Source organism: Bradyrhizobium sp. T-12, from assembly GCF_058314695.1.
In genome coordinates, this window is sequence record NZ_JBZFQJ010000002.1 from 500987 (window position 1) to 524387 (window position 23401).

24 protein-coding genes are annotated in these 23401 nt (G+C 59.1%); 3 read left to right on the plus strand and 21 right to left on the minus strand.

Translation table 11 applies throughout. The annotated features are described in order from the left end of the window. Window position 1: 1 nt before the first annotated feature. The 14 genes from AC0WRY_RS36680 to AC0WRY_RS36745 all read right to left on the minus strand — a co-directional run bounded on the left by AC0WRY_RS36680 (window position 2) and on the right by AC0WRY_RS36745 (window position 12628). Entirely contained in the window at window positions 2-292 is a 291-nt protein-coding gene (locus AC0WRY_RS36680) for a HypC/HybG/HupF family hydrogenase formation chaperone (protein ID WP_128930114.1), read from the minus strand. Continuing rightward, window positions 262-2718: a carbamoyltransferase HypF gene (hypF, locus tag AC0WRY_RS36685; RefSeq protein WP_128955153.1), complete on the minus strand. Its 2457-nt coding sequence runs from the start codon at window positions 2716-2718 to the stop codon at window positions 262-264. Before hypF ends, AC0WRY_RS36680 begins: the two co-directional genes overlap by 31 nt. Further along, the gene (locus AC0WRY_RS36690; RefSeq protein ID WP_232995560.1) at window positions 2715-3851 is read right to left on the minus strand and encodes an NHL repeat-containing protein; all 1137 of its coding nucleotides are present in this window, start codon (window positions 3849-3851) and stop codon (window positions 2715-2717) included. The genes hypF and AC0WRY_RS36690 overlap by 4 nt, the downstream gene beginning before the upstream one ends. A gap of 65 nt (window positions 3852-3916) precedes the next feature. Continuing rightward, on the minus strand, window positions 3917-4786 hold the full coding sequence (locus tag AC0WRY_RS36695; protein ID WP_128930111.1) for a NifU family protein: 870 nt from the start codon (window positions 4784-4786) through the stop codon (window positions 3917-3919). A 24-nt stretch (window positions 4787-4810) separates the two neighbouring features. Then, window positions 4811-5035, minus strand: a complete 225-nt coding sequence (locus tag AC0WRY_RS36700; protein ID WP_128930110.1) for a hypothetical protein — start codon at window positions 5033-5035, stop codon at window positions 4811-4813. Between the two features lie 10 nt (window positions 5036-5045). Then, on the minus strand, window positions 5046-5255 hold the full coding sequence (locus AC0WRY_RS36705; protein WP_128930109.1) for a hypothetical protein: 210 nt from the start codon (window positions 5253-5255) through the stop codon (window positions 5046-5048). A 28-nt stretch (window positions 5256-5283) separates the two neighbouring features. Then, the gene (locus AC0WRY_RS36710; RefSeq protein WP_232995559.1) at window positions 5284-6345 is read right to left on the minus strand and encodes a tetratricopeptide repeat protein; all 1062 of its coding nucleotides are present in this window, start codon (window positions 6343-6345) and stop codon (window positions 5284-5286) included. 54 nt (window positions 6346-6399) lie between these two features. Next, window positions 6400-6708: a hypothetical protein gene (locus AC0WRY_RS36715; protein WP_128930108.1), complete on the minus strand. Its 309-nt coding sequence runs from the start codon at window positions 6706-6708 to the stop codon at window positions 6400-6402. Further along, entirely contained in the window at window positions 6708-7190 is a 483-nt protein-coding gene (locus AC0WRY_RS36720) for a hydrogenase maturation protease (protein WP_128930107.1), read from the minus strand. Before AC0WRY_RS36720 ends, AC0WRY_RS36715 begins: the two co-directional genes overlap by 1 nt. A 24-nt stretch (window positions 7191-7214) precedes the next feature. Further along, window positions 7215-7532 carry a hypothetical protein gene (locus AC0WRY_RS36725; protein WP_128930106.1) on the minus strand — a complete coding sequence of 106 codons (318 nt, stop codon included), beginning with the start codon at window positions 7530-7532 and terminating at the stop codon, window positions 7215-7217. A 22-nt stretch (window positions 7533-7554) separates the two neighbouring features. Beyond that, a complete protein-coding gene (locus AC0WRY_RS36730) occupies window positions 7555-7866 on the minus strand; it encodes a hypothetical protein (RefSeq protein WP_128930105.1) in 312 nt (103 codons plus the stop codon). Between the two features lie 107 nt (window positions 7867-7973). Then, a complete protein-coding gene (locus AC0WRY_RS36735) occupies window positions 7974-9572 on the minus strand; it encodes a nickel-dependent hydrogenase large subunit (protein WP_128930104.1) in 1599 nt (532 codons plus the stop codon). A 57-nt stretch (window positions 9573-9629) separates the two neighbouring features. Continuing rightward, complete coding sequence (locus AC0WRY_RS36740; RefSeq protein WP_128930103.1) at window positions 9630-10592, minus strand: NADH-quinone oxidoreductase subunit B family protein; 963 nt, start codon at window positions 10590-10592, stop codon at window positions 9630-9632. Between the two features lie 593 nt (window positions 10593-11185). Continuing rightward, on the minus strand, window positions 11186-12628 hold the full coding sequence (locus AC0WRY_RS36745) for a sigma-54 dependent transcriptional regulator (RefSeq protein ID WP_128930101.1): 1443 nt from the start codon (window positions 12626-12628) through the stop codon (window positions 11186-11188). A gap of 198 nt (window positions 12629-12826) precedes the next feature. Here AC0WRY_RS36745 and AC0WRY_RS36750 point away from each other — a divergent pair, with 198 nt between their 5' ends. Beyond that, complete coding sequence (locus tag AC0WRY_RS36750; RefSeq protein ID WP_128930100.1) at window positions 12827-14635, plus strand: putative bifunctional diguanylate cyclase/phosphodiesterase; 1809 nt, start codon at window positions 12827-12829, stop codon at window positions 14633-14635. Between the two features lie 676 nt (window positions 14636-15311). Here the strand turns inward: AC0WRY_RS36750 and AC0WRY_RS36755 are convergent. Continuing rightward, window positions 15312-16490 carry a cytochrome P450 gene (locus AC0WRY_RS36755; RefSeq protein ID WP_128930099.1) on the minus strand — a complete coding sequence of 393 codons (1179 nt, stop codon included), beginning with the start codon at window positions 16488-16490 and terminating at the stop codon, window positions 15312-15314. Between the two features lie 14 nt (window positions 16491-16504). Beyond that, window positions 16505-17713 carry an ABC transporter substrate-binding protein gene (locus tag AC0WRY_RS36760; RefSeq protein WP_128930098.1) on the minus strand — a complete coding sequence of 403 codons (1209 nt, stop codon included), beginning with the start codon at window positions 17711-17713 and terminating at the stop codon, window positions 16505-16507. 125 nt (window positions 17714-17838) lie between these two features. On the opposite strand from AC0WRY_RS36760, the gene AC0WRY_RS36765 reads away from it, so the two are divergent. Both AC0WRY_RS36765 and AC0WRY_RS36770 read left to right on the plus strand, forming a co-directional pair. Then, window positions 17839-18294 carry a MarR family winged helix-turn-helix transcriptional regulator gene (locus AC0WRY_RS36765; protein ID WP_128930097.1) on the plus strand — a complete coding sequence of 152 codons (456 nt, stop codon included), beginning with the start codon at window positions 17839-17841 and terminating at the stop codon, window positions 18292-18294. Between the two features lie 337 nt (window positions 18295-18631). After that, on the plus strand, window positions 18632-19579 hold the full coding sequence (locus tag AC0WRY_RS36770) for an AEC family transporter (protein ID WP_128930096.1): 948 nt from the start codon (window positions 18632-18634) through the stop codon (window positions 19577-19579). A 73-nt stretch (window positions 19580-19652) separates the two neighbouring features. On the opposite strand, the gene AC0WRY_RS36775 is transcribed toward AC0WRY_RS36770, so the two are convergent. From AC0WRY_RS36775 to AC0WRY_RS36795, 5 genes are all read right to left on the minus strand, one after another. Continuing rightward, window positions 19653-20462 carry an alpha/beta fold hydrolase gene (locus AC0WRY_RS36775; RefSeq protein ID WP_128930095.1) on the minus strand — a complete coding sequence of 270 codons (810 nt, stop codon included), beginning with the start codon at window positions 20460-20462 and terminating at the stop codon, window positions 19653-19655. A 67-nt stretch (window positions 20463-20529) separates the two neighbouring features. Then, on the minus strand, window positions 20530-20904 hold the full coding sequence (locus tag AC0WRY_RS36780) for a cupin domain-containing protein (RefSeq protein WP_128930094.1): 375 nt from the start codon (window positions 20902-20904) through the stop codon (window positions 20530-20532). Window positions 20905-20925: 21 nt separating this feature from the next. Further along, window positions 20926-21561 carry an RraA family protein gene (locus tag AC0WRY_RS36785; RefSeq protein ID WP_128930093.1) on the minus strand — a complete coding sequence of 212 codons (636 nt, stop codon included), beginning with the start codon at window positions 21559-21561 and terminating at the stop codon, window positions 20926-20928. Between the two features lie 71 nt (window positions 21562-21632). After that, window positions 21633-22889 (minus strand): MFS transporter, encoded by a 1257-nt coding sequence (locus tag AC0WRY_RS36790; RefSeq protein ID WP_245477392.1) that lies wholly within the window; start codon window positions 22887-22889, stop codon window positions 21633-21635. 152 nt (window positions 22890-23041) lie between these two features. Further along, window positions 23042-23401 (minus strand): DUF4286 family protein, encoded by a 360-nt coding sequence (locus tag AC0WRY_RS36795; protein WP_128930091.1) that lies wholly within the window; start codon window positions 23399-23401, stop codon window positions 23042-23044.

Genomic DNA, 23401 nt, shown 5'->3' on the forward strand with positions numbered 1-23401 from the left:
GCTACCCTCCCGGCTCAGCTGCCGAACGCTTCATGGCTTCGATTTCAGCCTGTGCTTCACCCAGTTCTGTGAGAATCTTGAGCGTTTGCGCGGCTTCTTCCTCGTCGATCCGGCTCATCGCGAATCCGACATGGACGAGCACCCAGTCGCCGAGGCAGGCCGACGGCGGATGATCCTCGCTGACGATGCAGGCGATGTTGACCTGCCGCTTGACGCCGCTGACGTCGACGGTCGCAAGCTTTCTCGCTTCGTCGTCGATCCTTACGATCCGCCCGGGAATACCGAGACACATGACGGCTTTCCTTCCCTGAAGTCTTTGTTTGATTTCATCAGATGCGCAGCTCCAATGACGGCTTGGCCGAGAGCAAGTCCGCCATCGTTGGACGGAACGCGCGCATGTGACAGCACAGTGAACTGCTCGCGCTCCAGCCGGCGCACCACCTCCTCGAATAGGATGCGGTTCTGGAAGCAGCCGCCGGTGAGCGCGACGGTCGAGAAGCGTCGCTCGCCGTCCTCGGGGGAGCCGGCGAGCTTGCGTGTCATGGCGGCGATGGACTTGGCCAGCCCCTTGTGGAACCGTGCAGCCATCACCGGCGCCGGTGTCTTCAGGATCAGGTCACCCAGCACCGCATGCCACATCGCGAGCGGCTCGATATAGGGCAAACCCGTGCCGGCGAGATTGGGGATCGTCAGCGGATAGGCCAGCGCCTCGTCTTCATCGGCGAGAGTTTTCTCGTCGACCATGGCTTCCAGCCGCGCCGCCGCCTCGCCCTCATAGCTCTGCGCGTCCCGGCAGACATCGAGGGCGGCGGCCATGGCGTCGAACAAGCGCCCGCAGGATGATGCTGGCGGAGCGTTGATGCGGTTGCGCGCCATCGAATCCAGCAGCGCGCGCGGCTTTGCCGCCAAATATGAATGGAGCTCGAGCTCGGCGAAATTCATTGTCAGCTCGGCCCAGCTCATCTCCGCCATGAGATGCGCATAGAGATTGCGCCAGGGCTCGCGCACGGCCTGGACGCCGCCAAGCATCGGGATCGGCTTGAACGTACCGGCCCGCGTGTAGCCGACATAGTCGGCGAGCATGAACTCGCCGCCCCAGAACGTCGCGTCCTCGCCCCATCCGAGACCATCGAGAACGATCCCGAGGACCGGACGGCCGTCGAGCGCATATCCGTTCTCGGCAAGACAGGCCGCCACATGGGCGTGATGATGCTGCACCTCCATCAAAGGCAGCGTCCCGCCCGCCAGGTGCTCGCGCGCGAGCTTGGAGGACAGATATTCGGGGTGCATGTCGGCGATCACTGCCGTAGGCTCGTGCTCGAAGAGCGCGGCATAGAGCGATAGGTTCTTCCTGTAATCGTCGAATGTCGCGACATCCTCCAGGTCGCCCTGATGCTGGGACAGGATCGCAGCGCCGTCCTTGAGCAAACAGAACGTGGCCTTCAGCTCCCCGCCCATGGCGAGCAGATCGGGCGCTTTCGCGAACCCCCTGGGCAGGGCGATCGGCGCCGGTGCGTATCCTCTGGCGCGACGCAGGAGCCGCGGCCCGCCCGCCACCACCCGGACCACAGAATCGTCGACACGGTTGGCGATGCGCCGATCGTGGGTGAGCGCGAACGTCGCAATCCCCGCGAGGCGCTCCGTCATCTCCGTATCGCCCGTCACCTGCGGCTCGCTCGACAAATTGCCGCTGGTCATGACGACCGGCCGGTCCATCCGCCGCAGCAGCAAGACATGCAGCGGCGTCGTCGGCAGCATGAAACCGAGCGTCCGCAATCCCGGTGCAATCTCGTCAGGCAGGTGCTCCGGCCCATTCGCATGCAGGAGCACGATGGGGGCCGCCGGGCTTGTCAACGCGACCAACTCGTGTTCGGCGAGATCGCAGAACCGGCGGATAACGTCAACGTCCCTGGCCATCAGGGCAAACGGCTTGCCGTCCCGCTGTTTCAGTTTGCGCAGCCTCCTGACCGTGTCGGCCTGGGTGGCGTCACAGGCGAGCTGGTAGCCGCCGAGCCCTTTGACGGCGACGATTTCGCCCTTCTGGATCAGGCTGCACGCCGCATCCACATCGTCAAGCATGGAAAACTGCTCGAAGGTAAAGTGACGCCCGTCGAGCCTGACCAGCTTCGCCTTGGGCCCGCAGGCATGGCAGGCGATCGGTTCGGCGTGAAACCGCCGGTCGGAAGGGTCGCGGTATTCGCGGGCGCAGTCGGCGCACATTGCAAACGGCGACATCGCGGTCTTGGCGCGATCGTAGGGGATGCCGTCGACGATGCTCAGCCGCGGCCCGCAATTGGTGCAATTGGTGAAGGGGTAGCGGAAGCGGCGCGCAAAGGGATCGGTGGTTTCGCGCGCGCAATCGGCACAGAGCGCCGCGTCAGGTGAAATCTCGGTATGAGCCCCGCCATGTGCGCTCTCGACTATCGCAAAATCGTCGCGCAGCACGCCCGCATAGGCGGTGATCTCGATTGCCTCGATCTGGCTCAGCGGCGGCGGATCGCCAGCGATGCGGTCGACGAGCATGTCAATGATCGCCCGTTCTCCCTGCACGCGAACCAGAACGCCTTCTCCGTCATTCAGCACCTCGCCGCCAAGCCGCAGTTCCCGCGCGTGGCGCCAGACCGCCGGCCGGAAGCCGACGCCCTGCACACGTCCGCGAAACCGGATTTCAACGACCTCGACAGGGTTCTGCGGCGCGGCGAGGTTGAGCCTGCTCATGGTGTTTTGTCCCAGATCAGGATCCGGTTGTTGCCGGTGTCGGCGATCGCCAGAGTCCGACCGACTGCCGAAGCAGCATAAGGCCAGCACAGGCTGTCGCGACTTGCCGCGCGCCAGCGATTGTCACCTTTGTCGGCAAAGCCGTTCTGGGCCGCCAGCCCTGTGGCCGGCGCATCCATGGCGAGGTCCTGGAGATGGAAGCCAAGCAGCCGCGAATTTGCGGTATCGCAGACCACGAGCTGGCCATCCCAGATGACGAGACCATAGGGCATGCTCATCGCGCTCGAGGATGGATCGTACGAGCTGCGATTGTGATCGACGCCCGCGAAATCGTCCTGGCCCAGCACGAAATCGCACGGCGTCCCGCTGACGGTGGGGAAATGGCGCCATACCATGACGCGATTGTTGCCCGCGTCCGAGATCGCGAGTGCGCCGTCATGGCAGGCGATGCCGTGCGGCCACCGCATGCTGGTGGCACAGACGTCGCCGCCGGCATTGTCATCACGGGTGACGAAGTCTCTTTGGCCGAGGACCAGATCGGCCGGCGTGCCGTTGGCGGTCGGAATGCCGTTCCAGATCAGAACGCGGCGATTTCCGGTGTCGCAGACGATCAGCCTGCCCTGGAAGATCGCGACCCCGTAGCACCAATTCAGTGTGTCGGAGCGAGACACCGCTCTTCCGCGATTGGCTAGGCCTGAGACGAAGTCCGCCTGACCTAGAACCACATCGGCGGGCTGGTTCGAGGCGGATGGATAGCGATTCCAGATCAGGATCCGGTGATTCCATGCATCCGCCACGGCCAGGATGCCGTCTGCGGCAGCGACGCCGGTCGGGAAGTTGAGCGTGTCGGGGCCGATGTCGCGCTTGGCGTTGCGGCCCTCGCGCGAGAAGTCGGATTGACCGATCAGAATATCGGCGGGCGCTTGATCGGAGGACGGACAGCGGCTCCAGATCAGCAGCCGATGATGGCCACTGTCGCAGACGAACATGGGCCCGTTCTTGTCGAGACACACCCCACGCGGGCCGAACAACGTCTGGGCCGACGGAACGATCGATTGCACAAGTCCGTCCGGCGTGACCTCTCCACCCAGAATCACGCGGGCGCCGGCCGGCGAGAGAAACCGGCGTGGCACGTGGTTGTCGCGCATCCTAGCGCGCGGTCGGTCCAAGCGAATGGTTGCGGCTGAAGTGATCATGGCTATGCCGTTATCCTCACTTCAACCCTGGTTCCGATGATCCTGACCGCGTGCGGCTGCAGTTGCACCTCAGGCGCGGTCAGGCATTCGCCACTGGCGAGGTCGTATCTGAACCCATGATAGGGACAGGTGATGATGCCGCCCTGCACCTCGCCATCATGGATCGGAAGGCCGAGATGCGCGCAGGCATTCTCGAAACAGGAGATCGATTCCCCACTACGTGACAGGATGATCTTGCGTCCGCCCAATTCCATCGCGCGGACCAAGCCCTCCGGAAAATCCGCCCAAGCTCCCGCCGGTATCCACTGTCCTTCCGCATTCAGCGCGAAGGGGCTGATGAACCGAACGCCGCCTTCGCTCGCCGCGGCCAGCCCCTTGACCTGAATAACGTCGGTGATCTCGGGGCAGACATCCTGAAGCGCCTTCTTCACGCCGGCATGGAATGTCAGCGCCGAGGCGGGACAGCCGTCGCAGGCTCCCTTGAACCGAACCTCCACTGCCGGCGGGCGAACCGAGACGAGTTCGACATCCCCACCATGCGATTTCAGCATCGGCCGGACGCTTTCGAGTGCCTGCTCGACCCGCTCGTTGAGGGCCGCCCTCAAGAGGTTGTAGCGCCGCAGCACCGCGTAGACGAGCTCGTCCGAAGCTGCGCTCTTCATGGCGGCCAGCGCGGCGGGATCGGCCTTCAAGGCACGTATCAGGCGCCGGAACGCTTCCGCATTGAGCGCTTCGATCGCGATCTTGTAGGCGGAAACGACGCCCCGCTGCGTTTCATCCCAGGTCGCCACGACCGTTTCCAACCGCTCGATATCGCCGACAAAGCCGGCGAGATCCTCCCGAAGTGTTGGTGTCGATTCGTGAGCGTTCATGCGATCTCGCGCCGGCCGCGCTCCTCACCTATAGCGGAGGTTTCGGAAGAGATAAGGCTGCAAGCCCCCACCAATTGCTGCTGCCAGGGCTGAAGCCGCCCATATCGGCGCCCCGACCAGCGTAAGAATGATGAGCAGCATGGCTGTGACCGCCACCCCGATCGCAATTTGCCGGTAAGCCTTGGCTGGGTCTGCGAAAAGCTTTCCGCGGAAGAACAACAAGATGGAGTTCTGTGTCATTGCCCACATGTCATCTTCCTCAAGCGATGATCGAAAGAGCGATAAGGCCGACGAAAACGCCGGCAATTCCAGCCAACGGGCCGTAGAAACCACCGAGCAGCGCTGCGAGCTCATTTCCGAGCACTTTTCCGCCGACGATGAGGCCGCCGACCATTCCTCCTGCGATTGATGCAATCATCGCCAGACCGAGACTTAAGGCGAATATTGCCGGAGTAAGTGACACGCTCATTTGCAAGAACTCCTTCGATCCAGATTTGCTAGGAATGCAGGGTGGTAGGTCGATCGAGAAGCGCCGACAGCTCCATCAGCTCGCGCTCGATCTGCATGGAGGCCTCGCTGACGATCTGAGCGCGACCGGGATCTCCATGGGCCAGGAATATTTCGCGCGCCTCTCTGTAATAGACGAGGGCCATTGAGAGATTGATGCCCCTGCCGGTTTCCGAGTTCGAGGCATGACCGGGCAGATTCCACAGGCAGTTTGCCTTGTTCGAGATGGTGTTCGCGTACTCGATCGGCATCGTCTCGCGGGTGCGGACCTTAAGTGCCTCGTCATAGGCCTCAAGCGCGCGAAGATTATTCTCGAGCACGTGGCTCGAGGCGACATATTGGAGGGCATTGCCGAGGTTGTTCTGCAACATCGCGTATTCGACAGGATCATCGACGAGAGTCACGACTTTGAGCGCTTCCTCGAAGGCTTGAACAGCAAGAGCCTCTCGCATTTTGCCGCGCTGATCGGTCATCGGCATGGAGAGAAAGGCCGTCGCCAAATTGTTCTGAAGAATGGCGTACTCTTTGGGGTGGCTCGTTCGAGTGAAGGTACGAAGGGCGCGTTGATAGGCTGCTATCGCCTCAGAGATCTTTGCGCGGCCAACGGCAGCGAGGCTTTGGATGCACAGCCCGAGATTCATCTCGGCTTCCGCGGTTTCTTCAAGCGTTGCGAGTTGAGTGAGCTCTGGCATGATGGCTTCGAAGATGGACCGAGCGAGCTCGATTGACTTTGTGCCCTGCTCGGGCATCGCCTGCAGCGCCGTTGCTTTGCGCGCCAGAATACGAGATCGCAGCAAAGCCAGCTCACCGGGACAGACGGTCAGGGCTTTGTCGTAGAGTTCTATTGCGGAGTTGATCTCATCCGGCGACTTGGGCCTCGTTTGCAGCCCTATTCCGATCTCCATGAGCATCTCGGCTCGCTCGGCCGGCGTAGCCGTCTCGGCCTCCGCTGCTTGCAAGGCTGCGCGTACCTGTTCGCTCAGAAGGCCTGCCGCCAAGGTGTCCTCCCGGACCGAGCGCTTGATTTGCCGCGCGTCATTGATGCGGATCAATCTTGCAGCCAAATTTTCAGTCTGTCTACTCAATAAGCGAAATGTAAAGAAAGTTTACAAATCGAACGCATGCGCGATGATGAGAGCTTGGTCAGCGGAGGACCATTCGGCTGCGAACTCGCGGACGTCTATCGGGACATTGTGCTCGCTGAAGAAGTCGGGTGCATGCACCACGCGATCACCAGCGATGTTGCGCATCTTCAACAGATATCCACCGCCCGCCTGGTGACGGACTGGCAGGATGCAAAGATCGTTGTCTCGTCGGAGCAGGATGACGCATTGAAGGCCATCGAAGAAGCGTCTGCAGAGCGCGGCAGAAAAGTAGAGCGAGCCGTCTTTGATGGTGACCGCAAGATTTGGCATCAGCCCACCGGCACGGCCTCCTGGGGCGTTCGCAGCAACTCTTCGATCCTAGCGGCGACCTTCATGACCGCCTGCGATACACGACAAGATAGCGACAGACCAAGATCGAGTTGCTCTGCCTCGATCAGAAATACGATGACATCGTCGGGAAACGCATCGCGAAATATCGCCTTTCCGGCGAAAAGTGCGTGCTCCCAGCGAAAGTCGTGCAGATTAAGTCCACCTCCATAAGGTTTGGTCAATTCGTGTCCTGGGACCTCGAAGATTGCGCCCGGCTCGGAGCCGGATCTGCAGGCATCGACGATAATCAGCGTTCGGCAGCCCCGCGCAGCGAACATCGCCGCCATCCCGTCGGTGCCAGCGTCGAGCAGACGAATGTCAGCATTCTGTCCGAACCCCCGATCTTTGAGCTGCCCGAGAACAGCAAGACCGGCGCCGTCGTCGGAACGATTTGGATTTCCACAAGCAACCACGGCAATCACGGCGTGCCCTTTCCATGAGGCGCATCAGATGCGCCAGAGCTTACAGGACCAATCGGGTTCGACCGGCACATTCAGTTCCGGCAGCTCGCAGAAGCGCTGGTGCACCTTGTAGTACATGCAAGTTTCGCAAAGCTGCGTAATGCCGGCGTGCTCAATCGGATATGAGGTAAACCCCGCGAGCTTGAGCTTAGCCTCCAGATCATCGCCTGCAAGGCGAAGGTCGCAGACAAGCCGCTGAACTTGCTCATGGCTGTCTGCGCGCGGATACACGTCCGTGGCAAGACCAGAGGTCAGGAGACCGATGATGCGGGAACGTAAGCTTTCATCGCTGGCGGAGGCCATGACGAGCGCCTCGGGTGAGAAGCTAGATGCGCCATAGCCGGCACCACCAGTCCGGCTCGACAGGCACAGACAGCTCTGGCAGATCGCACCATTTGCGGTGCACGAGATAGTACATGCATTCCAGGCAGCGTTGCCTGTCAGGTCCGTAAGGATGGTCGAGGAACCCCGAGATCACGAGTTTGGCCTTGAGGTCCTTCGTATCGAGCTGACGCAGCTGCAGCAAAATTTCCGCAAATTCCTTGTCCGTCTCGGGAAAGGGCTCGACTTGCGTTTCGAGCCCATCCGCAAGCATATCGGCGATGGCTTTCAGGGTAGCCCCGTTTTCGGACGCCATTGTGCGACGCGCCTTTTGACGTAGTGATCCACCGTGGTTCGCTCGGCCTGCGAGAATGACCAAACGAAGCCTGTTGATGCAATCCAGTGACTCGAGCGAGTTTGCGGTCAGGCTGTTCTAAAGCGCGCCAGTTCCTCTCCTGTCTTTGCGTCGTGCGCGTGGACCGTGCAAACCAAGCACGAATCATAGGAGCGGCAGACATGGCCGACTTCAACGGGATCGCTCGGATCCTTGATAGGCGAGCCGATCAAGGCCTGCTCCATCGGTCCTCGGGTGCCGTCCGCCGCCCGCGGTCCAACATTCCAGGTAGTCGGCGCAATGATCTGGTAGTTCTTGATCTTGCCGTCCTTGACGTCGATCCAATGGCACAGCGCTCCTCGGATTGCCTCTGTGGCGCCCCAGCCGCGCCCGTCGCGCTCGTTGGGCTTGATATACCACGGGTCGTTCAGCCGAAACTCACGAAGCGCGTGTTCAGCTTGCCGGTATAACTTGACACCTTCGTGCATGCGGGCGAAGTGCCTGAGCATGACGCTGGCGCCCCCCAGCTTCTTGTACATATCAAGGACCAGCGGATCGTAATGTTGCCAGCTCTCGCCGTGCTTGCCGCCTGCGATCAGCTGCCGCGATAGCGGCCCAGCTTCGAGCCGGCCGCTTTCATCGTGACACACGGCGGTGGCCCAGGAATACTTTCCACCCATGTCGACGGCGTTCTTCTGGGTCGGTACAGTCTTGCGGTCAAACGGATGCAGCCCACCCGGCTCATCGTACCAAGCATGGGCTGTGTCTTCGCGCGTAAAGTTCTGGTCCATGAGCTTGAACGTATCGCTACGGCCATCGTAGACGCCGCTCTTCATGATGACCGCGGCGTTGCGGCCTTCGATCGTCGGTTTCTGATACTTGTCCTCGTGGGGAAGGTATCCCCAGGACACGAAGCGGCCGTGACCTTGACCATACTTGTCCATGCCGCAATCGATGCTCATCCGCCAGAACATGCCCAGATCAGAATTGGCGTGGTGCGGCGTTTCATCAAGCCAGGCCATGAAATCGTCATAGCTTTTGATTTGTTCGTACCGCTCGAGCGAGCAGCCTAGCCATATCTTTTCCATCCATTCGCGGCGGAAATACTCGAGGATCGACCAGGCGCGCGTCACGTCGGTGAGCGTCGGGGCACACATCACCCCGCCCGGTACCATGTAGCTCGAGTGGGGCCATTGCCCGCCCAGCAGAGCATAGATTTCGACGGGCTTGCCAGAAATCGTCACGCCGATTTCGTAATTTGCGCCGGTGAAGGGAGCGTAGCGCCTCACCGCCTCTTTATAATATTTCGAGCTCGAATAATTCTTGTGAGTGTAGTCGATCATGAAGAGCCCGTAGTGATGGCGCGGAAGGCTCTGCAGACTCTCGACGAGCTGGCCGAGATTTCGGGCCAGGATGGCGTTGCGTGGCACCTCGGTCTGCCAGGCCGTATCGAGCGCCCATGCGGCGCAGGTCAGATGCGAGGCGCCGCAAATGCCGCAGGCGCGCGGTGTGACAACGAGGCCGGCTTGGGGATCCTTGTCACGCAGAATGATTTCGAAACCGCGAAACAGCTCCGCTTGGGTCCAGGCGTCGACCACGACCCCATCCTGGATGTTGACACGCACGTCGAGATCGCCTTCGACCCGGCCGACCGGCGAAATGTCCAGAGTTTGCACTGCGCTTGGCATGTGAATCGGTTCCTGATGACTGATGGTTGAGCGACAGGTCTGTGAGCAGGACACTCGTCAGACGACGAAGATGTCTTCCTCGGCCCATGCTGGTGAGGCGGCTTTCGCGGCCGCGGTCAGCTTGACGTAACCGGCTTTGTCAACGCCGGACGGCAGATCCTTGGGCACGCCCATCAGAGTCTGGGTCTTGAATACCGTCCCGGGGGCCAGCTCAAAGAACGGAAATTCCGGCTCGGTACAGCCCATGCACGGCATGCCTGCTCGGGTCTTCGACGATTGCCGATTCCAGAGAATGCGGTTGCAGGGTGAATGCGTCATCGGTCCACGGCAGCCGAGATCGTAGAACAGGCACCCCTTTCGCTGGCCATATTCCGTGGCTGAGACCTTATAGGCAAAATGCATGTTCCGCGTACAGCCGGTCTGGGTGAAGCTCGTGAAAAACGTCTTTGGGCGTTGAAACTCGTCGAGCGAGAGTTCAGCACCTCTGCCGGTCGCCACCGCGACGACAATTTGCGTGATCCAATCCGGATGGGCTGGGCATCCCGGTATGTTGATGACGGGCAAGCCTGCCTTTGATCGGTAGCTTGTGCCGAGATAGCCACCTTGCTGACGTTTGAGAAATTGTAGTCCTTGGCTTTCTGACGGATTGGGAGCAGTCGCGGGAATACCGCCATATGTTGCACAGTCGCCAATCGCGACAGTATAGCCGGCGACCTTGGCAAGATCGGTGACCCAATCTTTCATCGGGCGGCCCGCAAAGCGATTCCATTCGCCAGTGCCATTCGGCGCGTTGACCACCGTGCCCTCGAACACGAAAATATCGAGCGGCATCTGTCCTGATGTCAGCGCGTTGAGAAGCTTCTTCAGATTCTCGCCGAGCTCAAGGCCGAGCGATGGGTGCCATAGGACGTTGATGCCGAAATCTGTGACGAGATCACAGGCGCTTGGCTCCTCGGCATTGAGAAACGACATCGTGTTGCCGGAGCACGCTCCCCCCTGGAGCCAAAGAAGATTAGTCATCTATTTCCTCCACCAAATCAGACGCGCTGGCATGGCATCTTTGTCGGAAGGAGGTAGCAAGGACCATGCCGAGCGGCTCGTACCTTGCAATTTTCAAAAAGCTCAAGGATTCTAAGCGTCAGCTGACTTCGCAGGGCGATCTACGGTGTGTGACGCCGCGCATACTAAGTTTGCTATGCATACCAGCTTGTCAATGTAAGCAATGATCGTTGCAGCGCATCAAATATTGCAAGGGTTGGCATTAGTCCTTGTTACGGGGTGACGGTGCCCAAAGCTCCTTCCCTGAGGCAGGCTGAAGTATCGCTCGTTCGGTGCTGATTTTTTGAAGACGAGCAGCGGTACTCAGCCGTGACGATTGCCACATGCAGGACAATCGACCTCGAGCAGATAACCGTACCAGATGCCCTCGCAGCGGCTGCACCAATGTCCAGTCAATTGGCGCTCCGGCAGACCGAGCCTTCTGGAAAGCAGGCTCAGCCCGAGATCCTTTGCTGGCGTCCTGCGAGCAGGCGAAACTCGCGACTGGGGGAAGCGCACCAGGTTGGGTGAGGGATCCCTCTTAAACTGATCTTCGTTGCGTACCATCGGCTGTCTCACTCTGCCTCATCGAGGCTATAGCGCTTGATCTTGTTGGAAAGTCCAACGCGCGAGAGTCCAAGTTCGTTCGCAGCCTTGCTTTGATTCCACCGATGCCGCGACAGCACTTCGGCGACAACTTGCTTTTCGAGGCATTCGACCTTTTCTTTCAAGGTGGTGCCCCGCAGCTCGTACCCGCCGGCTGACTTGAAGCGGGAGCGCGGCGGGGCCGCCAATATAGCGGGCGACATGTGCGTGGTGGTGACGTACTCCCCCTCCTCCGTCAGTGACACCATGCGGCGGATTTCGTTCTCAAGTTCTCGAACGTTTCCCGGAAAGTCGTAAGCGGAGAGCTTTTCGAGAACGGCTGCAGAAATTCCAAGGATCTTGCGCCCCATCGCCTCGCTGTGCTTGGCGGCAAAGAACTCCGCTAGCACCGGGATATCCTCTCGGCGATCACTCAGCGAGGGAACTTCCAGCTCGAATCCCCGCAGGCGGAAATAGAGATCCTGTCGGAATTTGCCCGCGGCGACCAACGCGCGGAGAGGACGGTTGGAGGCAGCGATAATGCGGACATTGCTGGTGACGATCTTGTCGGAGCCGAGCGGCTTGACCTCTCCCTCCTGCAGGAAACGAAGCAGGCTCACCTGAAAAGATGAAGACACCTCGGATATTTCATCGAGGAATACCGTTCCCCGGTCCGCGGCGCGAAAAAGGCCCAGCCGGTCTGAGACAGCGCCCGTAAAAGCGCCGCGCTTGTGCCCAAAGAGCTCGGATTGTAAGAGCTCATCGGACATCCCCCCGCAGTTTTGGACCAGCAACGGGCTGTCGCGGCGGCCAGAGTTGTAATGAATGGCGCGAGCGAGAAGCTCTTTGCCCGTCCCCGTTGCCCCCTGAATCAAGATAGGCAGCTCCGTTTTGGCTGCTTTTCGCGCGAGCTCGCTGAGGTTGTGTAGTTTTTCACTGACGTAGACGAGCTTTTCGAAACGGCGGCTCTCCGGCTGCATCGGCAGAATGGGCCTTGCGTGAATGCCTGTGGCATTCGCTGGAAATTTGAACTCTCGTGTAAGAAGGCGATGTCGACGGGCAAGTTCACGGGCCTCAAGGCCACGCTCCACCATAAGTCCAATCTGGTTGGCGTCCAGCGGCTTACGGATGAGCTGATAGATGCCGGCGGGCGCCATTTCCCGTTGGCCGATCTCGGTCTTGGCCTCGAGCGCCAGGATGCGGATCACGTCAGGATGAGATACTCGTAGATCAACGAGGAACTTCAGACCTTTGCCTTCGCCATACTCGACGAGAGCAATGTCTACTTGGGCGTCGGCCAGGGATGCCCTCGCATTTTCGACCGAATCGGCGGAAAGAACGCGGTAGTCGTATTGGTCTGACAAGGTGTCTGCGATGGCAGCCCATTCAGGGCCGCTCCGCGCGATGATCAGCACTGTTTGCAGGTCGCGCATGCAACATTCTTTCCAAAATGCAAAGCAGGTTAGCAATATCTGCAAGATAAATCAACTTCGCGAGGCTTGCGCTGTCCATAGTGGTTCGGCAGGTCCGTGAACCCGCAATTAACCCCGCCGCAATTCCCCAAAGGCCGGCAACCTTTTCGCAGCTTCCCCCACTTACTATCGCGGCCTCGCTGTTTGGGGGCAGTGCAAATGGCATTTCCGGTCAACTTTATCGCGGCGGCGCTTGCAAGCTGCATGAACGATGTCCGCTGTTGGTTGACTGCAGCAAAGCCTAGCCCGCTAGAATCATGTCGCTCTGGCGAAGCCGGCCCGCTCGAGCAGCTTAGATTGGACAATGACCGTTTGAGGCGCGAGCTCAAACGCCTGAGCGATTTCCTTGATACCTCTTCGGAGGTCGTCTGGGAAACCGATGACCAGCTGACGATTACAAGCGGCAAGGAAGACCTCGGGCTGCCGGCCGGCCAAATTGGAATCAAGTTGGCGGAGGCCTTGGGGATCAATCCGCTCGCGAGCAAATCCTGGATCGAATATCTGCAGGCTCTTTCCAATCGAAAGCCATTTCGGGGGTTCGAAATCTGCTTGGACGGACGTGCGGGGGACGAGCTTTGGCTGGAGATCAACGGCAATCCGACATTTGCGAGGGGTAAATTCCAGGGTTATCGAGGCACCTGCCGGAATGTGACCGAGCGCAAGCTGCACGAGGCGCAAATTGCATTTCTGGCGGCCCACGATCCCCTCACAAGACTGGCCAACCGGCGCAGCTTTCACGAGCTTGTGGAGCGCGCGGTTGGAACACGAGGGCGGCACAAGCGCATTGCGATTTTGTGTCTGGACCTTGATGGCTTCAAAAGCGTCAATGATACGCTTGGACATGGCGTTGGCGATGCCCTGCTGCTTGAGGTGGCGCAGCGATTGAAATCTTGCGCCAAGACGACAGACCTCGTCGCTCGGCTTGGCGGGGACGAGTTCGCGATTCTGCGGGTTGATGCCGCCGATCCTGAGGACGCCAGCAGCCTCGCTGAGAGAATCCTCGCATCCATTGGCGAACCCTACTTCCTCGATGAACACCGGGTGATGATTGGCACGAGCATTGGCATAAATATCACGGCATGCTCCGAAAACGGAACAGACGAAGTGATTAAGAATGCCGATGTGGCGCTCTATCAGGCAAAGTCCGATGGACGCGGCACCTATCGAATATTCCAGAACGAAATGAACGTCCGTTTGCAAGAGCGCCTGCAGCTCGAGGTAGACCTTCGCCAGGCTTTGCAACGATCTGAGTTCGAACTGTTTTATCAGCCCATCGTGAATATCGAATCCAAGCAGATTGTCACGTTCGAAGCGCTCTTACGCTGGCATCATCCGCAAAAAGGGACGATACCCCCTACGACCTTTATTCCCCTCGCCGAAGAGACAGGGCTCATCGTTCCGATTGGTGATTGGGTGCTTCAGCAGGCCTGCCGCGATGCCGCATCATGGCCGCAAGACGTAAGAGTTGCGGTCAATCTGTCGTCTGTTCAATTCAGGCGCGGAGCCTTGGAACTGTCCGTGACCCGCGCCCTGGCTGCTGCGGGCTTGCATGGGTCTCGTCTCGAACTGGAGATTACCGAGAGCATTCTGCTGCACGACGAAGAGATCACGCGCGACATTCTCAATAGGTTGCGGGTGCTAGGAGTTCACATCGCCATAGATGACTTCGGCACAGGCTACTCCGCATTGAGCTATCTGCGGAGCTTCCCATTGGACAAGATCAAGATCGACCGATCCTTTGTGCAGGATCTCAGCCGCGAGACGAGCGCGGCGGCGATTGTCAGGGCAATTTCCGAGTTGGGGCAAGCCTTGGACATGACCATTGTCGCTGAGGGGGTTGAGACAGCTGAGCAGCTTAGGATTCTTGGTGACCAACGCTGCACGCAAGCCCAAGGCTACTTCATCGCTTACCCCCAGCCTGCGGCGCAGCTGATCCGCGTCATTGAGGAGCTGAAAGCTGTTGCCTAATCTGGAGCTGCCCAAGGTTCGAGAACCCCTCGGCTATTTTAAAGCGGAAGCCACCCGCTGAGGTCTTGATGCACCTTAACACTTCGAGCCGTTCGCGCCAACACCGCGGCGGGCCGCTACTGATGTAGCCATTGGGGGCAAAGCTAGTCTACATGCTGGCAGGAGAGACTCAACGAGGAGATCAGGAGAACAAAACAGCCCTCAGGCAACAAAACGCCTTGCCTACTCCGATCATGGCTTTGAAGCTTTTCACGCTATTCTAGAAAGCCCGAATGCCTGAAAGGACCTCCCTACACTCTTGTGGCGGCCAAGTCAGGGAGGGGGCAGACAACCGGTCTTTTGGCGGAGCTCCCTCTCGTCTTTTTTGACCTGACACTGCGCCTTTGTATTGCTCAGGCCGCATGCATCGCGAGCCCAATTCGGGACAAGTGCGTGATCGTCTCGCTCATTGTCGTTTGGCACCAACGCTGAAATTCTGCCGATTGTCTGTCCTTGACTTGGCGCCTCCTGAAAACGGTAGTCTTGCGACGTTTCAAGGCCTGAGAGGCTACGCTGTTGAACAGGGCAGCAAACCAACTGCGGCTTGCCCGCCTCGCGGCCGACCCTAGTTGGTAGCATGGGAATTGCTCTGTCGATGATGGTGGTCTCAAGATCGGACAGTGCCACCATTGGTCGCTCAGGCAGCAGTCACGCGGACTGGCATACTTTTGAGCCCCCGAAGGGTGTTATTTAGCATGCGCTCGGGTTCGGCAATGAGTTCAATTGATTTTACCCGCTTCGCAAGTTCCGTTAGAACCAACTCACCCTCCAAGCGTGCGATCATCTGGCCCACACAAGCATGAATGCCGGAGCCGAAGCCCACATGTCCTGTTACAGGTCGCTCCACATCGAAGCGCTCGGGCTCTTGCCAACGAGCCGGATCACGGTTGGCGGATGCCATGAAGACCAGCACTTTGGTCCTCGCTGGTATGATATCGCCCGCCATTTCCACTTCACGCGAGGTGGTGCGGAAGAAGGTCTGCACAGGTGAATCATAGCGTAGCCCTTCCTCAAACGCATTGCGGGCGAGTGCCGGGCGCTCGTGTAGTTTGGCGAATTGCATTGGATGGCTTGCGAGTGCAAGCAAGGTATTCCCCAGTCCATTGATCGTCGTGTCGACACCCGCAGTTAGGAATGGCCGGACCAAATGCGTGGCCTCGTGTTCAGTAATCTCACCTGCATCAGCAGCTTCGTAGATCATCGTTCCAATGCCATCGGGTCTGAGCGCGCTGCGTGCGCAACGGTCCATGATCCATTTCTGCGCGGTCAGCCCTGGATCACGAGATCTGGCGAGAATGTGATTATCCGGTCCGAAGCTGTTGAAGACGAACGTGCTCCAGGCAAGCAGGTTCTCGCGTCCCTCCTCTGAGACGCCAATGGCGTCGGGGAACACCTTTAGGGGATAAGCTATGGCCAGATCTGTCATCGCGTCGAAGGTCCCCCGCTCGACGAGCTCGCCGATTTTCCTCTCGGCCTCCTTCTGAAAGGTGTCGCGCAGGTTCTTCGCTACGCCCGGTGACATGGTCCGGGCGAGGATTCGGCGTCCCTTCTCGTGATCGGGCGGGTCGATCTGTAGCGTCATCGGCCGGGGCAGCGCTGGGTTCATACCCTTTAGGCCGACGCCCTCTCCGCTGATGAAGGTCTGCCAATCCTTGAGCGTGGAATCAACCTGCTCATACCGCGCCATGGCCCAGATGTCGTACGGCTCGATCCTGAACACCGGTCCCAGTTCGCGAAAGGTCTGGTACGCCGGATACGGATCCCTCAGCACCTCATCAGCGAACGGATCGATCCGAGTAGAAGCAAACTGGCTCATGGCGGCCCCTCGACTTATTGTTTGCTGAGAGGACAATTGCCCTCGTTCTCGGGTCTGAAGGCATCTTCGCCCTTGATGATCCCGACAACCTTCAGGAGGTCCCACTTGGATTTCGACTGGTCGGGCGATTTGACCTGGAGGAGATAGAGCGGATGGATCTTACGTCCGTCCTTGCGGATGAAACCTTTGCCGAACAAGGAATCGTCGGTCGGAAGCTCCTTCATGGCGGCAACGACCGCCCTACCGTCTTTCGCGCCACCGACCTTGTCGACGGCCTTCAGGTAGTGAATGACGCCAGCGTAGACGCCGGCTTGCATGTCGTTGGGATAGGCCTTGGATGGGATGCGCTCCGAGAAGCGCTTGGCGAAGGACCGGGTGGCCTCGTTGAGGTCCCAGTAGAACGGATTCATGATTTGGGCGCCTTGGGCGAATTGCAGCCCGAGAGACGGAATGCCGTTCATGCCCAGAATCAGACCGACCAGTTTGTGATCTTTGGTCAGGCCGAACTCGGCGGCCTGCTTCATCGAAGTGATCGTATCGTCGCCGGCGTTGGCGATACCGATGATGTCGGCGCCGGAAGCCTGCGCCTGCAGCAGGAACGAGGCGAAGTCGGCCGTCCCGAGGGGATGACGGACGGCTCCGAGGACCTGTCCCCCGGATGCCTTGACCGATTCGGACGCCTGCTTCTCCAGATCGTGGCCGAAGGCATAATCGGCCGTGATGAAGAACCACTTTTTGCCGCCCTGCTCGACGATGGTCTTGCCGAGCCCGCGGCCATAAGCATAGGTGTCGTAAGTCCAGTGCACCGTATTCGGCGTACACTTTTCTCCAGTCAACAATGCCGTACCGGCGCCAGAGCCGACGAACACCTTGTTCTTTTCGGCGCTCATCCCCGCGACTGCCAGCGCAATCGCCGAGTTGGGGACGTCGAAGATTGCATCGACGCCCTCATTCTCATACCAGCGACGCGCGATGTTGACGCCGGTGTCCGACTTGTTCTGGTGATCCGCACTGACGACTTCGACCTGCCTGCCGCCAGCCTTTCCGCCATAATCCTCGACAGCCAATTGAGCCGCGATGACGGACCCAATGCCCTGATAGCTTGCAAATGCTCCGGACTGGTCATTGAGAACGCCGAGCTTCACCGTTTCCTGCGCATCGGCCGATCCGCAAATCAGCGCAAGCAAGGAGACGCACGTCGCCAATAGGCTTGTCACCCTCATGGATACTCCTCCCGGCTACCGTTGCGGTCTCAGCCGCATAATACTTATATTTTATAAGTATATTGGGCGATGTCAATTCGGCATGCGTCATGATAGATGCGAACGTGGATGACCCAGGGGAGCTAATGACAATAGCAACAACGGCGGCAGAGAAGCAGCTCGATTTGGCCGCACTTCGCAACGTCCCGGGCTTCGTGATCCGATTGATCCAGTTGAAGTTCTTCGACGGCTTCTATGAGACCTTCGCCGAGCTCGGACTGACGCCTGCGACCTACGCAATCCTCATGCTGGTGCGGGACAACCCGGGGGTCGTTCCGAGTAGCATCGCAGCACTGTTGCGGCTTCAACTCCCGAATTTGACAAAAATTCTGCACCAGCTCGAGGACGCGGGTCTGGTGAAGCGAAGCCGGTCCAAAATCGACCGGCGTGCGATTGAGATCACATTGACGTCGAAAGGCGAGAAATTGATGAGGGACGCCGTCCGGCTCACGGCGCCCTATAACCGCCGAATGCTTGCTCCCCTTAATGAAACGGAGCGATCCACTTTGATCGGCCTGCTAAATCGGATCTGCCCCTTTTAGACTCTTAATCAAATCTTGACCGTATCGTTTACAAGGAGAAGACATTGGCCATTCGCAATCAGGCGGCTGATGCGCGCGCATCCTCGCGCCAAGTTCACCAGGATGCCACGACTGGCCTTAGCGCGAGCTGATGCGCATGCGCCTCGACATCGAAGTTAGTCTGCTGCTGGAACGAAGCCGCGTGCCAGGCGGTCGAGAGCGAGGTGCACCTCACCGCTTTTTCGCTCGCTGCGCTTCATCGAAATTCAAACAGACTGCCTATTGAATTTCGGGTGGACCGCGGCGCCGGTCTGGACTAATCGTCGGCATCACAATCAGTCTGCTCGTCAACCCCGATATGAATGTACTTGCGATCGTTGCTCCGACCTTTGGGCTCATTGCTGTGGGCTACGCCGCAGCTGTTAGCGGACTGGTTTCAGAAGGTGCGCAGAAGGGCATTTCCGAGTTCGCATTCTCGATTGCAATACCAGCGCTTCTCTTCCGGACCATCGTCATCTCGCAATTTCCTGCTATGAATCCTTTGCTGGCATGGGGCGCCTACTATGGCGCTGTCGCCCTCACCTGGATCGCCGCTCTAGCTCTGTCGGCACGCCTGCTTCGCGTGACGCCCGCGGCCGGCGTTGTCGCAGCCACGAGCGCTGTGTACGGCAACATAGCGATGCTCGGTATTCCGCTCGCGCTCACGGCGTTCGGTCCGAAGGCGGCGGGGCCAATGGCGCTGATCCTTGCCATTAACACACCGTTGTTATGGCTCAGCGGAACACTTCAGATCGCCTGGATCGAGCGGAAAGATGGCGCCTCGATTTGGGCACTTGTGCTTCGCCTCCTGTTAGATCTTTTGCGCAATCCGATCATAATCGCGATTGCAGCTGGCTTCTTTTGGCGAATGACCGGGGCAGGACTGAATTCGCTGGTAGATCGGACTTGCGAGCAACTCGCTCAAGCCGGGTCTCCGGCAGCTCTGATCGCGCTGGGGGTCGGCCTTATGCGATTCGAACTCCGCGGAGAAGCACTGAGCCTCGCGGTCATGTGCTTTCTGAAGCTCATCATCATGCCCCTTGTTGCCTGGACGCTGGCCTTTCCCGTTCTACATCTGCCGCCCTTGGTTGGCGACGTCATCGTTCTATTTGCGGCCATGCCGGCAGGGGCCAATGCGTACCTGTTCGCCACGCAGTACAAATTGCTGGCGAACTCAACGTCTGCTGCGGTTGCTTTAGGCACGCTTTTGTCGGCAGTGACGCTTCCTTTGCTCATTACGATCTTGCTGATGAATCCACTCGAATAGCAACCCCGCGTTCAGCCGCCGAAGGCCTCATTGCGCACAGCCTCGGTGAGCGCTTTAGCGATCGCCGGGACCTCTAAACGTCAGCCAGGAACGCTGCAATTTGCGTCCACATGGCGATCGGATTGGAATACATCGGGAAATGGCCGCACGCCGGAATCTCGGTAAGGCGTACGCCATTTGTGCGAAGCAGGCCGAGATAGGATAACGTCGCATTCTGTTCGCCGTACATGAACATCTTCGGGCAGCGAAGGCCGATAAACTTTTGCATCAACTTTCCACTGTCCGACAGATCGACCATCGAGCGGAATATTCCAGGTACCGCAGCCGCCCTCACTTTGTGATGAAGACTGGAAGCGTAGAGCGCGCTGGCATAGGCTGGCATATGCCGGGTTCGGTCGATAAAATCGGCGAAGAACCGCTCCACGTTCTGCTCCGGAAATTGCAAGATCTGCCTGCTGAGGAAGCAGTCCTCGGGCGCAATGTTTCCCTCGATATTGACGAAGCTGAGTACGTGTTGGGGATACTTGTGCGCGAGCAGAAGTGCCGTCAGACCACCCATGGAGTGGCCAACGAGATGAAATCGGTCGAGCTTAAAATGCTCGATTACGCGCTGCGCAGTCTTTAACAAGAACGGAATTGAAATGTCTGATAGATCCGCGCAATACGTCTCTCCGCAACCCGGTGCGTCATAGGCGAGAAACGGATGCGCCGCGAGAGCTTCGTGGCGCACGATGTCAGCGTAGTCTTCTTTGGTAGATCCGAAGCCGTGCAGGAAGACGATTGGCGCCGCTTTTCCGGCGCGATGAATCGCTGACAGGTTCAATTCGACGCCATCAACTTGTGACGGCAACCGAACCAAGGCCAGTTCACGGTTTTCCGGCACGGCTTTCCCTTTGAAGCGTTAACGGGCAAAGCTGGCTCTCGCTTTGCAGCAAGAGCCAGGCCACTGGCTAAGTCTGTCCGAACCCGGATCCCGGCTTCTTATATTCGGGCCGGGGTGGGCTGAAGATGTCGAGCACACGGGCGCCCTCGGGACCAGCTCGCATGGTGTGAGGGACGTTGCCGGGCGTACGCCAGAAGTCGCCCTTGCGCACAGGGATCTCCTCCCCTCCCTGAATCCTAATGGCAGTGCCGTCCAGCAGCACGCCCCATTGTTCCTCAGGATGATGATGGAGCACGCCTTCGGCGTGCGGTGCGAAGCTCACCACCGAGAGCATCGCGTGTTCGCCCGAAAAGATGCGCGTGGTGAGTCCGGGCGCCAGCTCGCGAAGCAAGCCGTCATCCGGTGTATCAAGATTGTGAAATTCCTTTTTCTGGTCAGTCATGTCGTCCTCTGGTTCTGGTTACTACCGTCCGTAAGAGCCCTCGTAACGCCCCTCGCGAATAGCCTTCATGGTCTCCTCTTCGCGCGCGATCTGGGCACGAACAGCCTCAATCAGGGAATCTGCCATCGCGGCCGGAAAGGATACAACGCCATCCTCATCGCCAACGACGATGTCGCCAGGGGCGATCGGTGACCCACCGATCGACACTGGCACGTTGATGCAGCCTGGGCCACTTTTATAGGGGCCGCGGTGGGTCACTGCGCGGGCAAAGCAGGGGAAATCCGAACCGCTGAAGGCCGCGACGTCTCGGATGGCGCCGTCGATTACATAGCCGGCAGCTCCCCTCTCTTCTGCGATATTCTTCATGATCTCACCCACCAGTGCCCGCGTCTCGTCGCCGCCTCCGTCCACGACGATGACATCCCCGGGGCCGACCAGTTCAAGCGCCTTGTGAATTGCGAGGTTGTCTCCAGGACGCGTCCGCACGGTGAAAGCCGTTCCGACCAACCGTCCGGAACGATGGAATGGCCTCAAGCCAACAGCACCCGCCAATCGGTCGAGATTGTCCGAGATGACCGAAGTGGGGGCATCTTTGAAGGCTTCAATGAGAGCGGAAGGCGGCTTTGGCACGCTGGCAAGCGCGGTTTTGACGTTCATGGTTCACATCCGGTCAATCCGGCGATCTGGCGCCGCATCGCAAATGTGCGGCGCCAAATCGCACAAGGTGGCTAATCGATCTCGCGGCCGGCTTTTTCCGTTGCTGCCAACAAAGCAATGAGCGTGATGACGAGGGCTCCGGTCACGTAGGCTGGAATCGCATACGTGTCGGGATACTCTCTCAACAAGGTGGCGAAGATCAGCGGGGCAAAACCGCCACCGAGGACACCTGCGAAGGTGTAGGCGAGCGAGGACCCCGTGTATCGCACACGTGTTGGAAACTGCTCAGTGACGAAAGCACCTTGCGGACCAAACATCGCGGCTTGAAACACCATGCCGACTGAAACTGCGGCAATGATGATGGCTGGTGATTTTGTATCGAACAAGCCGAACAGGAGGAAGCTGCCGATGATAGATGCCAGAGCACCGAGCCCATAGACAGTGCGTCGACCAATCCGGTCAGAGAGCGCCGCAAGCAGGGGAACGGATATGGCATGCACGCCGGCGCCGATCAGAACAGCGGTCAGGGCCAATGTGCGGCTCAAACCCAGCTTCTGAGTGACATACGTCAAGGTGAATACGGCAAGCAGTCCATACACCACGTCCGAACCGATTCGAACGCTACCGGCCACTAACAGGTTGCGCCAATGGTCCCTCAGGACCTCGGCAACCGGCGCCTTGGTCGTCGCATGGCCGGCCTGCAGCTGATGGAAGTGGGGTGTTTCCTCAACGCTCCAGCGGATCCAGAATCCGAAGAACACCAGCACGGTGCTGGCCAGAAACGGAAGGCGCCAGCCCCAGGACAGGAAATCGGCCTCATTCAGCAGCGTCGTCGTGACGGCGATGGCCCCTGCGGCGAGAAGAGTACCGGCAGAGGGGCCGACTTGCGTCCACGACGCATTGAGCCCGCGATTTTGTGGCTTGCCATGCTCCACGGAAAGAAGGATGGCGCCAGCCCACTCGCCACCGAGCGCGATGCCCTGAATGGTCCTGAGACTAACGAGCAGCAGGGGCGCGGCGATTCCGATGCTCCCGTACGTAGGCAGCAAGCCCATCGCCAGGGTAGAAATGCCCATCAAAGCGAGCGTATAGACGAGGACGGCACGACGCCCGACCTTATCTCCGAGGCGACCGAAGATAATTCCGCCGATGGGACGCGAGATGTAACCTACGGCATAAGTCGAAAACGCAAGAATTGTACCGACAATCGGATCAAATGACGGGAAAAAGAGCTTATTGAAGATCAGAGCTGCCATGGAATTGTAGATTACGAACTCGTACCATTCCAGCGAGGTACCCACCATGCTGGCGAGTGCAAGCCGCGTCATCTTTCCTGCCGTGCTTGGGCCGACAGTGTCGAGCTGCGGCGTCAATGTCGTCTCTGCGCTTGTCGTCATCCCTATCTCCTGCGCGTTATCATTTGATCTGCCCGTCGTTGGCGCCCCGGCAAGCGTCACGACGTTTGATTGGTGATTGTGCTCTATGGGCTAGTGGATTGCCTCTGATAGACAGCGTGGTGCCTATTGCGGGTATGCGGCCTCACTTCGCTTGCCCATCTGCCCGCCTCGACTGCCTTTGCCCATTCGGCGCTCTTCAAGACGTCCGGATGGTCAATCTCATAAATGGCCGTATAGATCGGCTTGGGCGCCGGCATATCCTTGATGCCGTTGGCAATGGCGAACGCGAAGGGAACTCCTTTGACGCGCGTAACGCTGTGAACCCCTGGCACTTTCAGGAGATGCGGGACATGTTCCCCATCGTACACCTCGTTGAAGAGATCTTCGTGCGCAGGATCGACGTCCATTGAAGCAATCAGGACAAAGCGGGATTGGATCGGCAT